The sequence below is a fragment of the Dyella mobilis genome (assembly GCF_016904945.1).
GTDB lineage: Bacteria > Pseudomonadota > Gammaproteobacteria > Xanthomonadales > Rhodanobacteraceae > Dyella_B > Dyella_B mobilis.
The window spans coordinates 135,661-149,813 of sequence record NZ_JADIKF010000033.1; the positions used below are offsets into that span (position 1 = coordinate 135,661).

At 63.5% G+C, this 14,153-nt stretch carries 10 protein-coding genes; 9 read left to right on the forward strand and 1 reads right to left on the reverse strand.

The window, feature by feature from the left end:
• Positions 1–14 precede the first annotated feature (14 nt).
• Genes ISS99_RS02770 through ISS99_RS02780 form a run of 3 tightly spaced genes read left to right on the forward strand, consistent with a single transcriptional unit; the run spans position 15 to position 6,036 of the window.
• A complete protein-coding gene (locus ISS99_RS02770) occupies positions 15–2,237 on the forward strand; it encodes a glycosyl transferase family protein (RefSeq protein ID WP_204630051.1) in 2,223 nt (740 codons plus the stop codon).
• Positions 2,234–5,140: an NfrA family protein gene (locus ISS99_RS02775; protein WP_204630052.1), complete on the forward strand. Its 2,907-nt coding sequence runs from the start codon at positions 2,234–2,236 to the stop codon at positions 5,138–5,140. Before ISS99_RS02770 ends, ISS99_RS02775 begins: the two co-directional genes overlap by 4 nt.
• Entirely contained in the window at positions 5,137–6,036 is a 900-nt protein-coding gene (locus ISS99_RS02780; RefSeq protein WP_204630053.1) for a DUF4434 domain-containing protein, read from the forward strand. The genes ISS99_RS02775 and ISS99_RS02780 overlap by 4 nt, the downstream gene beginning before the upstream one ends.
• Positions 6,037–6,132: 96 nt before the next feature.
• Here the strand turns inward: ISS99_RS02780 and ISS99_RS02785 are convergent, their stop codons facing one another.
• Positions 6,133–7,077, reverse strand: coding sequence for a hypothetical protein (locus ISS99_RS02785; RefSeq protein ID WP_204630054.1), 945 nt, complete (start codon positions 7,075–7,077; stop codon positions 6,133–6,135).
• Positions 7,078–7,669: 592 nt separating this feature from the next.
• Between ISS99_RS02785 and ISS99_RS02790 the strand changes: the two genes are divergently transcribed.
• The 6 genes from ISS99_RS02790 (at position 7,670) to ISS99_RS02815 (ending at position 14,141) form a co-directional block, all read left to right on the forward strand.
• Entirely contained in the window at positions 7,670–8,668 is a 999-nt protein-coding gene (locus ISS99_RS02790) for an LLM class flavin-dependent oxidoreductase (RefSeq protein ID WP_204630055.1), read from the forward strand.
• 130 nt (positions 8,669–8,798) lie between these two features.
• Positions 8,799–9,290, forward strand: coding sequence for a MarR family winged helix-turn-helix transcriptional regulator (locus tag ISS99_RS02795; protein WP_204630056.1), 492 nt, complete (start codon positions 8,799–8,801; stop codon positions 9,288–9,290).
• A 13-nt stretch (positions 9,291–9,303) separates the two neighbouring features.
• Entirely contained in the window at positions 9,304–11,427 is a 2,124-nt protein-coding gene (locus ISS99_RS02800) for an FUSC family protein (RefSeq protein ID WP_204630057.1), read from the forward strand.
• Positions 11,417–11,614, forward strand: coding sequence for a DUF1656 domain-containing protein (locus tag ISS99_RS02805; RefSeq protein WP_204630058.1), 198 nt, complete (start codon positions 11,417–11,419; stop codon positions 11,612–11,614). Before ISS99_RS02800 ends, ISS99_RS02805 begins: the two co-directional genes overlap by 11 nt.
• 30 nt (positions 11,615–11,644) lie before the next feature.
• Positions 11,645–12,667, forward strand: a complete 1,023-nt coding sequence (locus ISS99_RS02810; protein ID WP_204630059.1) for an HlyD family secretion protein — start codon at positions 11,645–11,647, stop codon at positions 12,665–12,667.
• A 7-nt stretch (positions 12,668–12,674) separates the two neighbouring features.
• Positions 12,675–14,141, forward strand: a complete 1,467-nt coding sequence (locus ISS99_RS02815) for an efflux transporter outer membrane subunit (RefSeq protein ID WP_204630060.1) — start codon at positions 12,675–12,677, stop codon at positions 14,139–14,141.
• Positions 14,142–14,153 lie beyond the last annotated feature (12 nt).

A 14,153-nucleotide genomic window follows, 5' to 3' on the forward strand; every position in this document is an offset into this window, starting at 1 on the left:
TCGGGGGGTGCAGCATGTGGTGGCTGGATGTCTTCTCGAGCTATCTCTATGCCTTGAGCGTAGTGGTCGTGGTGATCGCCGTGCTGATTCTGGTCAGCGGGCTGGACGATTTTTTCATCGACGTCGTGTATTGGGTGCGGCGCTGCTGGCGCTCGCTGTTCGTCTATCAGACGCGCGAGCGCACCCGTTACCACGAGCTGTATCGCCCGGCCGAAAGACCGCTGGCGATCATGGTGCCGGCGTGGCAGGAAACCGGCGTGATCGGCCACATGGCCGAGTTGGTGGCTACCACGCTGGATTACGAGAACTACCACATTTTCGTCGGTACCTATCCGAACGATCCGGATACCCAGCGCGACGTCGACGACGTATGCGCGCGCTTTCCCAACGTGCACAAAGTGGTGTGCGCGCGCCCGGGTCCGACCAGCAAGGCCGATTGCCTCAATAACGTGCTCGATGCGATCCTGCAGTTCGAGCGGCGCGCGCGCCTGACCTTCGAGGGGTTCATCCTGCACGATGCCGAAGACGTGGTATGCGAACACGAGCTGCGCCTGTTCAATTACCTGGTGCATCGCAAGGACCTGATCCAGATACCGGTGTACCCGTTCGAGCGGCAGTGGAACAATTTCACCAGCCTGCATTACCTCGATGAATTTGCCGAGTTGCATGGCAAAGACGTGCCGGTACGCGAAGCGCTGGCCGGGCAGGTGCCGAGTGCCGGCGTGGGTACCTGTTTCAGTCGGCGTGCCATGCTCGCCTTGATCGAGGACGGCAACGGCATCGCTTTCGACGGCCAGAGCCTCACCGAAGACTACGACATCGGCTTGCGCCTGAAAGAGCGCGGCATGCAGGAAGTCTTCGTGCGTTTTCCGGTGCTTCGCTACCAACGGCGCCCAAAGTGTGTCGAGAAGTTCGGCCAGAGTCGCGCGGAAGCAAACGTGGTTTGCGTGCGCGAGTATTTTCCCGACCGCTTGGCGACGGCGGTGCGGCAAAAATCGCGCTGGATCATCGGCATCGTCTACCAGGGCTATCGCACGCACGGCTGGAAGCGCAGCCCGGTACTCAACTATTTCCTGTGGCGCGACCGCAAGGGTGCCATCAACAACTTCGTGAGCTTTGCGGCGATGCTGATCATGCTTCAGCTGGGCGCGATCAGTCTGTTGCAACTGGCCTGGGCGGACGCGCCGCGATTCGTGTCGATCTTCGCCGGGCAGCGCTGGTTCGACGTGGTGTTGGTGGCGAACATTGCGTTGATGGGCAACCGCATGTTGCAGCGGGTCATCTTTGTTTCCGGCTATTACGGCGTCAAGCAGGGCCTGCTGTCGATCCCGCGGTTGCTGTGGGGCAACCTGATCAACTTCCTGGCGAACTTGCGCGCCATACGCCAGATCATTCGTTGCGGCGATCCGCGCCGCGTGGCGTGGGACAAGACCACGCACGATTTTCCGAGCATCGGCGGCGAGAACCGGGCCAAGCGCTCGCTGGACGAAATGCTGGTCGCCAACGGCGTGGTTTCGGAGGCGGATTTGCACGATGCCCGCGTGCATTGCATCGACGGCCTGCAACTGGGCAGTTCGATGATCCACGAGGGCCGCATTACGGCCGGGCAACTGGCTGCTCCGATCGCCGAGCAGATCGGCGTGCCATGCGAGCGGGTGGATCTGGCCAGCCTGCCTAGCGAATTGCTGAGGGCGGTGCCGCGGCACGTTGCGCTGCACTACGCCGTACTGCCGTTGCGCATGGACGGCAGCACGCTCGTGCTTGCGTGCGAGTCATATGTCGACCCGGTGTCGCTGGCGGCCATCGCACGCCAGCTCGGGCGGCGCGTGCGCTATGTGATCGCATACAAGGGGCAGGTCACGGTCGGACTGCGCCGCTGGTATACGCAGGCACAGGGTGACCGCGATCCCCATCACCTGCTGGAAATGGCTGCCGACCGCGGCTTGATTGCGCGCGAACGTGTCCCCCACCTGTGGGACGGCTACGTCTCGCGTCAGGTGATGCTGGGCGAGATCCTGGTCGCGCAAGGGCATCTGGACGAGGTCGCCTTCAGAGCCTTGCTGCTCAGTCACGCGCGAAGCGAATTGCGGCTGGGCGAATTCCTGATCGGGCAGGGGGTGATCAGCGCTGACACCCTGCATCGCCTGTTGCGCTTGCAGGCATCGTTGCAGCCGAGCGTGACGAGCCTGCTCGAGCAGGAATGCGCGGACTTCGAACAACTGGAGCGTGCGTCGTGAAGCGGCCTTTGCCCGGCCGTTGCGCGCTCGCCTTGTGCATCTTGATGCCGGCGTGGCCGCTGTGCGCGGAAAGCCAGGTATCGACGGACGGCAGCCGCTACCAGCAGTTCATGGCCTATCCGCATCGGCAGGCGGGCTATGCGGCCCTGCGCGCCGGCAACGAACGTGCCGCCATTGCCGAATTCAGCCGTGCGCGTGAACTGGCGCCGCAAAGTGTGGACACGGCGCTGGATCTGGCCGAGGCGTATCGGCATTTCGGCCACGCCAGGCAGGCACAAGCGATATTGGACGAACAATCGCGCTACTCGCCGAACGATTTGCGGCTGCGTGCGGCCATGACACCTCCCGCGTCGCCCGCGGTGGATTGCAACATCGACAACCGGCCCGTGTGCCGCGCCAAGCGCGGTTTCGGCGATCTGCAGGTGGGCGACCTTGCGCGTGCGCAGGCCGAGCTCGATGCGCCTGATTTTGCCGTCAGCCCGCAAGGCCAGAGCTTGCGCCATGCATTGGTGCAGCGAGCGATTTATCTGGGCGACGACCCGCGCGCGGTCGAACAACTGGCCGAGCTGGATGCGCACGGCGAGCTCAGCAGCGAAGAGCGAAACCAATGGTTCACGCTGCTGCTCAAGCTCGGCCGGTTCGACGCGGCGCGCGCGCTTCAGTCGCGCGAAGGATGGGACGAGCCGGCGCAGAACCTGGCCATGGCGCAGGCGATGGCCAGCAGTGGCGATCGCACGATGCTCGCGTCATATGTGGCCGGTCGCCAGCCTGCCTTTGCCGACGAGAAGGACGAGCGGCAATGGATCAATCTGTTGGCCGTGGCGGCGCGTGTTCAGCCGGGGCCGTTGGATCGCTACACGGTGCTCTATCCCGCCAATGCGGCCTGGCAGGCACGCGTGGCGCTTCCCATGGCAATGATGCGCGATGACCGCGCGGTGGCCGGCAGCATGCTGTCGCGCTTGCCGGCCGACAGTTTTCGCGAGGAGCGTTTCAGTTTGGCCGTGCAGCAAGGGCAATACGTGCAAGCCCAGCAGCAGGCCACGGCGCTGATCGCACAGCCGGACGGCTATCGCCTGCTCGATCCGCTCAGTTATCGCCTGATGGAAGCGGGTGCGCCCAATGAAGCGAAGCAATTGCTGCTCGACGCTTATCCGTTTGGCGGCAATCCGCATCAGGCGGCGCTGCTGGCACGTCTGGCGGTTCTGGCCGGCGAGCAACCTGCGCTGTTTGTGGCCGAAGACCGTGCACGTCTGCGCCAGCCGCTGGATAGCGTGGCATTGCGCGTTGCGCAGTTGCACGTGCTGAGTGCGCTGCGCGATTGCGATGGCATTCGCCAGGTGATGGCGGACCAGTCGCCGGACTACCCTGGCGAACTGTGGCGCCAGTTGGGCGACTGCTACAGCAAGGATCGCCCTGGACTGGCCGAGTACGCCTATGCGCAAGCCAGCAAGCGCGAACCCAGTACGGACACGACGCGGGCGCTGGCCTATCAGGCCTATAGCGCCCAGGACTATGAAACGGCCTTGCTTGCGTGGCGCTCCGTGCCGGCCGCGCACCTTCAGCAGTCGGACCTGATAGCAGCGGCCACCACCGCGTTGACCATTCACGAAACCGCCGTGGCACGCGCGTGGCTGGATGCCTACGCGGCACGCGGCGGCAAGCTGGACGGCACTTACTGGTGGCTGCGTGCGCAGGCCGACGAACCGGGCAACCCGGCACTGGCGCGCATGGAGCTGGAAAACGCGGTCGCCCTGCAACCCGATCCACGCTATTACGCAAAGCTCGCCGCGTTGCAGGCCCAGGCAGGCAACAAACAGGAGGCGCTGGCTTCGTGGCAGCACGCCAGCGCGCTCGCTCCCCACGACAGCAAGGTGGCCGCATCGCTGGGCTATGCCTATCTGCAGATGGGCGAACCGGAGCAGGCACTGGCGCAATTCGAGCGCGCACACCAGGCAGACCCCGACGATCCGGCGCTCACGCGCCAGTTGTTGTACGTGAACCAGCAGGTGGGCGATTACGCGCAGGCGCGGGTCTACGCCGAGCAGGCGATCGATCAATTCGGCGATGCCGGCGTGGCGGATCCCGATGGCGCCGGCGATACCAGGCAAGATCAGGACGACCTCTACAGCTTGCGCCGCCTGCACGAAAACCTGGGGCGTACCTGGAGTTTCAACGCGGACATGTCGCTGGGCGATACCGTGTCCTCGGCGGCGAACAGCGTGGCCCCGGGCGTTTCCTACCGAAGCTATGCGCAATTGGAGGCCCAGTACCACCTGGACCCGACATTGACTGGCGGGGATCTCAATACGCTCACCGCGTATGCACGCCTGTTCGCCGGTAGCGGTGTCAGCGGTGCGGTGTGGCCGGTGCACGAAGCCATGCTGGGTATCGGTTTGCATTGGAAGCCACTGATCTCGCAAAACATCGTGCTGTCGGTGGAGCAGCAAACCCCCGCCGACAACAGCCGCGACACGCGCAACGACACCATGTTGCGCGCCAGCGGATCATGGTCGTTCGGCCAGAAATTCAGCGACGACTGGCACGCGAGCGGATGGGGCTGGCCCACGCAGAATTTCTATGTCGACGTTGCGCACTACCTGCGCGCCAAGGAAAGCGTGGTTACTCTGGATTACCGGTTCGGGTGGCACGACAAAATCGCCAACGGACAAACCGTCGAGCCCTATATCCACGTGCAATACACCGGCATCGATCGCGCGCAGGGCCTGAACTATCTGCGCGACGGACGCGCCGGCCTCGGTGTGCAATGGAACCTGTGGTACGGCCAGACGCATTACGATGCCTATCCCCATCGCCTGAGCCTGGCCGTGGAAGGGCAGCACGCGTTCACGACCTATTTGCGCGACAAGAACGCGATGTTCCTGATCGTGAGGACACAGTGGTGAGGCGCGCGCCGCTCCGTTTTACGTTGCTGCTGTGGCTGCTGATGCCTTGGCTGGCTTGTGCCGCGACGGCCATCATCTATCAGCCGCAGCTGCGCGATCGTGCCGTTCCTGAGATGCAGTGGCCGCAGCTCTTCTCGCAGTTGCGCGCGCAAGGCTTCGATACGCTGGTGGTGCAATGGACCAAATACGGGGATGCTTTCAGCAATGGCGATGACCACAAGTGGCTGCTGCGGCGAGTACGCGAGGCGCGCGCTGCCGGCTTGCGCATCGTGCTCGGTTTGAGCAGCGATCCGGCGTTCTTTCAGCGCCAGGAAACCTCGAACGCGGCGCTGGGCGATTATCTGCAAGAGCTGTCGCGCAGCAACGATGCCGTGGCGCATCAGTGGGCAAATGAGCTGGGTGTGGACAGCATCGACGGCTGGTACCTGCCGCTGGAAATCGACGACAAGCGCTGGCGCGATCCGGCGGCGCGCAAGCCGTTGCTGGCATATCTGGCGTCCGAACATCGCCAGCTCGATCGGATTGCGCGGCGACCGGTGTATGTCACGTCTTTTTTTGCGGGTAACGCCACGCCGGAGCGTTATGCGGAACTGCTCGACGACGTGCAGCGCACGGGTGTGCGCGCATGGGTGCAGGACGGTGCGGGGACGGGGCGTCTGGCCGAGGGCGAGCGCAAGCTGTACCTCGATGCCGTCGGTCAATGCACAGCGACGCATGCGGGCGGCGTCGTCTTCGAGATATTTCAGCAGAACGGGGAAGACAAGGCGTTCAGTGCCAAGGCGCTGCCTGCCCCTGAGGCGAGCACGGCATTGGCGCAACGTGCGCCATGCGGCGGCGACAGCGTGTTCTTCGATTTGCGCTATCTGCCGGAAATGACGGGCGTCATGCAGCGTTAGGGCACGGTGTCCAAAGCGCTGGTGTCGTGAGGGGAGCATCGCGGACGAAGGATCGTGGCGAGCCTTCGCCCGCGGATGCTTTTACTTACTTGCGCGTTATTGCGGAACCTTCAGCGGCGCGATCGTCTGATCGAGCGTGCTCCAGTACGCCTTGGTGTAGGGCACCATCTCTTCGGCGTAATACCACCAGAAGAAGCCGCCGATGAACTTCGGATCCTTGAAGCTGTTGACCATCGGGTAGTAGGTCTTGATCAGGCCCGTCTGCACCGAGGTGGGTGCGCTGGTGCTGGAGGTGCCGATTTCGCCAAAACCTACCTTGGCGTTCGGGAAGATGCTTTCCAGTGCAGTGAAATCAGCGCTCCACGACGGCGACAGTCCCGGGCAATCCTGGTACGGGTAATAGCTGAAGAGCGCATAGTCCGTGCTCTGCAATACCGAAGCGGGCAGGAAGGTGGTGGGCCAGGTCTTCCAATAGTCCTGGGGCTTCTCCCAGCAATTGTTGCCCTTGCTGTCGTCGTTGTAATACAGGGTGACCGCGGTCTTGCCACCGGCAGCCTTCACGATCGCGCTGGCGGCGGCAACCATCTGACCGATGGACGTTTCTTCGGCATTCACCACGCTGTTGCTGCCGTCCGGGTTCTGGCGCAGCCATTCGCCGTTGATCTCGTTGGCGATTTCCCACACGTCGACGGTGCCGTTCAAACCGTTGACCAGTTCCTTGGTGCGTGCGGTATAGGTGGTGATATTCGTCGGGAAGTAATACGAATCCATGATTTCGCCCATCACATTGGCGACGGCGTGCAACTTCACCAGGGAGGGGTAGTACTGGGCGGCGGTGGTGCCGGGATCGAACACCACGCGAACCGTTGGGCGGTACGGCAGTTTGCTGAGCGAAGTGATGATGGCGTTGATGTTGGACAGATCGTCCAGGGTCACGCCGTAGATCGGTGCTTTCAGGGTGGGTGCCGCCTGCGCATGGGCATTCGGCGAGAACGGAACGGAGGCGGCGAACAGGGCCAGGGATGCGGCCAATGGAGCCATCAGTTTTTTCGTAACGGGCACAAGTTTTTTCATCGATTTCGATTTCGCGTACGTTGGCGCTCCTTCGCCTGGTTTGAGTGGTGGCGACAACACGAGGGTTTTGGCCACGGCATGACACCGGCGCCGCAGATAAAAGGTGCGGAACCGGGCTTGGTCGTGCTGATCCGAGCACCATGAAGATCGTCCGTATACGGCTCGATCGCCTTCCCCTGAGCGCCGAAGCGCGAAGGCAATGAGTACCGTCTTGGAGCGCCTGCGAAAACGTCGGGTACTGCGCGAATGGTCGACATGCCGACAACCTTCGCCGTACGCCGCGCGGCCATCCCGTGAGGGAAGCCGTGCGGTACCTATCCTGGGAATGACGCACCTGGATTACGCTGGCCCGGGGAGTCTATCGATCGGTCCTGAATGAAGATCAAGATTTGGTTAGCGCGGGCGCTTGCTAGGCCTCTTTTGTGACATGCGTCACGTAATGCCTGTTTGAAAAGCCGCCCCGATTCTTGCCAGAGGGCGCCTGGCCGGTGGCAGCGCAGACCCTGGTATTGCCGGCAAGCGGCCCCACGTCAGAGGCTTCCTTGCACGGGACTTACACGTGATTCCCTTTTCCGTACTCGATCTGGCCCCCGTTACCGAAGGCAGTACGCCTGCGCAGGCCTTCGCCAATACGCTCGATCTGGCGCGTTGGGCGGAGCAACTGGGCTATACGCGCTATTGGCTGGCCGAACACCACAACATGCCCGGCATCGCCAGTGCGGCCACGGCGGTGCTGATCGGGCACGTAGCGGGCGGCACCTCGCGCATCAGGGTAGGGGCGGGTGGCATCATGCTGCCCAATCACGCGCCGTTGCAGGTGGCTGAGCAGTTCGGCACCTTGGCGTCTCTTTACCCCGGTCGCATCGATCTCGGCCTGGGCCGTGCGCCGGGCACCGATCAACCGACCGCGCGCGCATTGCGCCGCTACTACGAAGGTGCGGAAACCTTTCCCAATGACGTGCACGAATTGCTGACCTACTTCGAACCGGTCAAGGCGGCGCAAACGGTGCAGGCCGTGCCGGGCGCAGGCGTGGAGGTGCCGGTATGGCTGCTCGGCTCCAGCCTGTTCGGCGCGCAACTGGCCGCGGCGCTCGGCCTGCCGTTTGCATTCGCCTCGCACTTTGCGCCGGACGCGATGGATGAGGCGCTGATGCTTTACCGCCGCGACTTCAAGCCCTCTGCGCGCCTGGCCAGGCCGCACGCGATGCTTGGCATCAACGTGGTGGCGGCCGAAAGCGATCGCGAAGCGAAGCGCCTGTTCACCACGCAACAGCAAAGCTTCATCAATCTGCGGCGCGGCCGACCCGGACTGATTCCGCCGCCGATCGACGATATCGACAGCTATGCGTCGTCAACCGAAAAATACGGTGTGGACCGCGCCCTGGCGTGCGCCGTGGTCGGAAGCCCGGACACGGTGCGCGAGGGGCTGGCCGCCTTTATCGAGCGGCACCGCCCGGACGAATTGATGGTGACCGCCAACGTGTTCGATCATGCGGCGCGCAAGCGTTCGTTCGAATTGGCCATGCAGGCGCGCGAGGCGCTTGCTGTCAGGGTGTAAGAAGAGGGCGTAAGGATCAGGTCGGTCCGATGTCGCGTGAACGGGTTTCACGCGACACTTCTTTACATCCATTTATTACATTTATATAATATACATAACTGAAGTAAATCCTGCCTGGCAGGGGTGTCCCATGGCTGATTTTGCATCCACCGAACAACGCCTGGCGGTGACCTGCCGCCGCTATCCGGATTTTCCCCGCCGGCCGGCCACGCTGGTGCGGCTGGTCAAGCACATCCACAAGCTGGTGCACGACGAGGTCAACGCGCTGCTCAAGCCTTACGGCATCAATCATCCGGAATACAACTTGTTGATGATGTTGTACGGGTCGGCGAGCGGTACGATGTCGCCGTCGGAGTTGGCGGATGCGTCGGGCGAAAAGTCGGCCAATATCACCCGCCTGACCAACGAGCTGAGCGACATGGGGTTGATCAACCGCTCAGCCAGCGCCGATGACCGCCGCAAGATCGAGTTGAGTTTGACGGCACAGGGACTGGCCCTGATCGACAGGTTTCTTCCGGACATTTGCACCTTGTTGACACGGCAAACGCGTCACATGACGGTGTCCGAGCAGACCCAGTTCGAAAAGCTGTTGAAGAAATTCCTGACCGGATTGGCTGAATAAGGAACGCGCCGGGATGTCCGCAACCGAGGCCAACGCAGCCAAGTCAGACTTGCGCGAGGTTTTCAAGGCGACCGTGCGCGAGGAGACGGCCATCTGGATGGTCGTGTTCAAGTCGCTGTTGTCGCTCTACCTGGCGGGCTGGCTGGCCATGCGCATGGAATTGCCGCTGCCGTCGACCGTGATGGTCACCACGGTCATCGTCGCCAACCGGCAGACCGGCATGGTGCTGGCCAAGAGCTTCTATCGTGCGATCGGCACGGTGATCGGCGCGCTGGCCGGGTTTTTGATCGTCGCGCTGTTTCCCCAGCAACGCGTGCTGTTTCTTGCGGCCTTGTCGCTGTGGATCGGCGCCTGTGCCGGCGGCGCCACGCTGTATCGCAACTTCAAGGCGTACGCATTCGTGCTGGCGGGGTACACGGCAGCCATCGTGGCCGTGCCCACGATCAATCATCCGCTGGGCATTTTCGATTCGGCGGTGAACCGCCTGAGCGAAGTGCTGCTGGGCATAGGCGTTTCCGCCGTGGTCCACGACGTGATTTTTCCGGTGCGCATCCGCGACGACATGCGCAGGATCGCCCGCGCGCAGTTCGCCAATTTCATCGAGTTCGTGCAGCGGGCGATGTGCGGCAAGGTGGCGCGACCCGATATCGAGAACGCGCACCTGCGCTTCGTGCGCGACGCGGTGACCCTGGAAGACCTGCGCAGCTCGGTGATTTTCGAGGATCCCGAAGCGCGGGCGCGCAGCGGCCACGTGATGCTGTTGAACCAGCGCTTCATGGCAGCGTCGACCAGCCTGCAATCGCTGCATCATTTGATCAACCGCCTGAAGCGCAAGGGGCACGACACGCCGGCGAATGCACTGATCGAACTGTATGCGCCCATCAGCGAAGCCCTGGATGCGCCGATCGAAGCGGGGGCGGCTGCGCGCGTGCTGTTGCCGCGTCTGGACGACGCACGCAGGGCGATGGATTTGCACCGGCCCGCGCTGCGTGCAGGCCTGCGCTCGGACAGCGATACGCTCGATTTCGATACCGGCGCGACCTTGCTGGATCAATTCACCGACGAGCTGTACGGCTATGTCGATACGGCTTCCACGCTGCAGGCGCCCAAGCTTTCCGGCACGGCCGAGCGTGTGCACTTTGAGCGCGGCAACGACTATGTCGGCGCCGGCCTGGCGTTCTTGCGAACCGTCATCGCCGTGGCAGCGCTGAGCGTATTCTGGATTTCATCGGCGTGGCCCTACGGATCGGCGACGATCATTCTCGCCTCGGTCTTTGCCGGACTGTTCGCCTCCGCGCCCAACCCCTCGCTGTTTATCCGGGAGACCTTCTTCGGTTTTCTGGTCGGCATGTCGGCAGCCTTCGTCTGCTTGTTCTTCGTACTGTCGCAGATGGATGGCTACATGCTGTTTGTCGCAGGCTCCGCGCCCTTCCTGATGGCGGGGCTGGCCCTGATGGTCGTGCCTTCCAGCAGCCGGTTCGGCGTGGGCTATTGCCTGGGCTTCGTGGTCATCCTCGGCGTCAAGAACCAGATGGAATTCGATGTCACGGATTTCATCAACAACATGATCGCGCAGCTCATTGCCGTCGCGTCGGCCGGCATTTCCTTCGTGATCGTTCCGCCGGCGATCGGCAGCCACTGGTTCCGTCGCCGCCAGCTCGACCAGCTACGGCGCCAGGTGGGACTCGCAGCCTCGGCGCCGCTGGCAGGCCTGCGCAGCCGCTTCGAAAGCGTAAACCACGATCTGTTCGGCCAGATCGTGGCGCAGACCGAACGCGGCAGCCAGGATTCCCGCACCTTGCTGGCCTGGGCGCTGTCGGTGCACGAAATGGGTCGCACGCTGATCGAGCTGCGCGGCGAGATGGCCGTCCGTTCGCTGCCCGGCGAAGTGCACGGCGCGATTGTGCGTGCGATTGATGCGCTGACCGCACTCTACGAGCACCCGGGCGTGATCACTTATGAGCACGCCAGCAACGCACTGGCCGCGGCCACCGACATGACCAGCCGCGACGAGTCGATGCGCTGCCTGATGGACCACCTGCATCTGCTTCGGTTGGCGCTGCTGGATGATCAATCCGTGCTTGCCGAATACATGCGATCCCACGTCCCCGCCAACGGAGTTGCCCATGTCTCGTGAAATAGCCTTGGGAGGCGTCCTGGTGCCGGGGCTGCTGGTCTGGTTCGTGCTGTCGGTGGCCTTGCTGCTGGTGTTCGACTGGATCGTCGGCCGTTACGGCCTGTACCGCTACGTCTGGCATCCGGCGCTGTTCCGGGTGGCGTTTTTCGCCTGCATCTTCGGCAGCATCGCGCTGCTGCTCTATTGACCGACGGCAACCGCTTCCACCGATACCACTATGAAAACTGCCCAATACATCCGCATTGCCATTACCGTCGTTCTGGTGCTCCTCGCCGCGATCATCGCCTCGGCGATGTGGCGGCACTACATGTATTCGCCGTGGACCCGCGACGGCCGCGTGCGCGCCAACGTGGTGCGCATCGCGCCGGACGTATCCGGCCTGGTCACCGAAGTCGACGTGGTCGACAACCAGGTGGTGAAAAAGGGCGACGTGTTGTTCGTCGTCGACCGCGCCCGCTACACGGACGCGCTGGACCAAGCCAAGGCCAACCTTGCCGCGGCGCAAGCGGCGGTGCAGGCCGCGGATGCCAACATCGATGCAGCGAAGGCCGGCACGGCGCAGAGCAAATCCACCTTCAGCATGTACGCCGAGCAAGCCCAGCGCCGGCAAAACCTGAAAGATGTGGTCTCCAGCGAAGATCGCGCCAATGCCACCGCTACGGCTGAGGCGGCGCGTGCCACCTTGAGCAAGGCGCAGGCCGGCCAGGAGCAGGCGCTGGCAGCCAAGCTGCAGGCACAGGCGGCGGTGAAGCAGGCCGAAGCGGCGTTGGCCACCGCCACGCTCAATTTGCAACGCACCGAAGTGCGCTCGCCGGTGGATGGATACGTCACCAACCTGCTGGTGCGCGTGGGCGACTACGCCAGCGCCGGGTCGCCGCGGCTCGCGCTGATCGACAGCCATTCGTTCTGGGTGGACGGCTATTTCGAGGAAACCAAGTTGCCGCACATCCACATCGGCGATAAAGCCGATATCCGCATGATGGCTGGCGGAGTAATGCTGCGCGGCACGGTCGAAGGTATCGCGCGCGGTATTTCCGAGGCGGTGGACCCCACCAGCGCGGACCTGCTTGCCAATATCAATCCCACCTTCAACTGGGTACGACTGGCGCAGCGCGTGCCGGTGCGCGTGCGCATCGATACCGATCACCTGCCTGCCGGCACCGTGCTGGTGGCAGGGCAGACGGCGACGCTGATCCTGCATCCTGATCAGCATGCCGATCAGAACGGCGCGGCACGGTGAAGCAGCCATGTCTGTCCATCTGATCAAACTCAAACGTTTCTCGCGCGCTGCGGCCACGATCGCACTGGCCGCTGCGCTGGCCGGATGCGTCACTCCGGGCGGCCTGCACACAACAGGCAAGCAGCTCGACGCATCCAGCCTCCAGAGCGGGCAAAGCCTTGTCGGCGTACCGCTGAGCCCGACCGCCTGGCCGACGCAGGATTGGTGGGTCGGCTTCGGCGATCCGCAGCTTTCTTCGCTGATCGAAGAGGCGCTCCGGAATAATCCCTCGCTGACCGTGGCCGAGGCGCGTGCGCGGCAGGCGCAGGCGGTGGCCGCTTCGGTCGATGCGGCGCGCATGCCGCAAGCGGAGCTGGATGCCGGTTTCCAAGGCGCGCGATTGTCGGAAAAGGATCCGCTTTATCCGTCCTACGTGCTGGGTTCGTTCGCCTGGGGCAAGTCGTTGACCGCAGGCTTCAGCTGGGACCTGGACCTTTGGGGCGGCAAGCGCGCGGCGTGGGAGGCTGCGTTGGGCCGCAGCCGCGCGGCCGAGGTCGATGCTCGGGCGGCACGCATTCAATTGTCGGTGAATGTCGCACGCGCCTATGTAAACCTGGGTTATGCGTTTGCCGAACAGGACGTCGCAGCACGCGAACTGGACCGTTCCACCAAGGCGCTGGCGCTCACGCGGCGCTTGGTGGCTGGCGGCCTGGGTACGCCCCAGCAGCAGTTTCTGGCCGATTCGCAGGCCGCCAGCGCCGAGCAGCAGAAAGTGCAGGCCGATCGCGCCATCGATGCCGCGCGCAGTGCCTTGTCCGTGTTGCTCGGCGAAGGTCCTGATCGCGGCCTGAGCATCGCGCGGCCGCAGCTGACGAATACCGATCGGCTCACCTTGCCCGAAAACGTACAGGTGGATCTGATCGGGCGCCGCGCGGATCTGGTGGCGGCGCGCTGGCAGGTCGAGGCGGCGTCCAAGAACATCAAGGCGGCACGCACGCAGTTCCTGCCCAATATCAGCCTGTCGGCAATGGCCGGATTCGTCGCGTTGGGCGGCAGCACCAATCTGTTCCAGTTGCCGGCGCGTACGTATGAAGTGGCGCCAGCGTTGAGCCTGCCGATTTTCGACGGCGGCCGCTTGCGCGCCAATCTTGCCGGCGCCGACGCCGTTTACGACGAGGCCGTGGCGCATTACAACGGTGTGCTGATTCATGCCGTGAACGACGTGGCCGACCTGGTTTCGGCGCTCACCTCGGTGCGCGCGCAGATCGCACTGGAAAAACGCGCGCAGCAGGATGCGCAGAAGAGCTACGACGATGCCATGTCCGCCTACAAGGGCGGCATCAGCGGCCAGCTCACGCCGCTGGTGTCACGGCAGCAATTGCTGCTTACCGACCAGCGCCTGGCTGCGCTGGAAAGCCAGCAGGCGGATCTCTCGATTCGCCTGATCGATGCGCTGGGTGGCGGCTATGGCGCGCAAGACGCCGCCAAGCGTTGAGTGCGGCGCACT

Coding starts and splice junctions, on each gene's coding strand:
- ISS99_RS02770 (WP_204630051.1), top strand. CDS start 15: ATGTGGTGGCTGGATGTCTTCTCGAGCTATCTCTATGCCTTGAGCGTA.
- ISS99_RS02785 (WP_204630054.1), bottom strand. CDS start 7,077: ATGGCTCCATTGGCCGCATCCCTGGCCCTGTTCGCCGCCTCCGTTCCG.
- ISS99_RS02795 (WP_204630056.1), top strand. CDS start 8,799: ATGGCTGATTTTGCATCCACCGAACAACGCCTGGCGGTGACCTGCCGC.
- ISS99_RS02800 (WP_204630057.1), top strand. CDS start 9,304: ATGTCCGCAACCGAGGCCAACGCAGCCAAGTCAGACTTGCGCGAGGTT.
- ISS99_RS02805 (WP_204630058.1), top strand. CDS start 11,417: ATGTCTCGTGAAATAGCCTTGGGAGGCGTCCTGGTGCCGGGGCTGCTG.
- ISS99_RS02810 (WP_204630059.1), top strand. CDS start 11,645: ATGAAAACTGCCCAATACATCCGCATTGCCATTACCGTCGTTCTGGTG.
- ISS99_RS02815 (WP_204630060.1), top strand. CDS start 12,675: ATGTCTGTCCATCTGATCAAACTCAAACGTTTCTCGCGCGCTGCGGCC.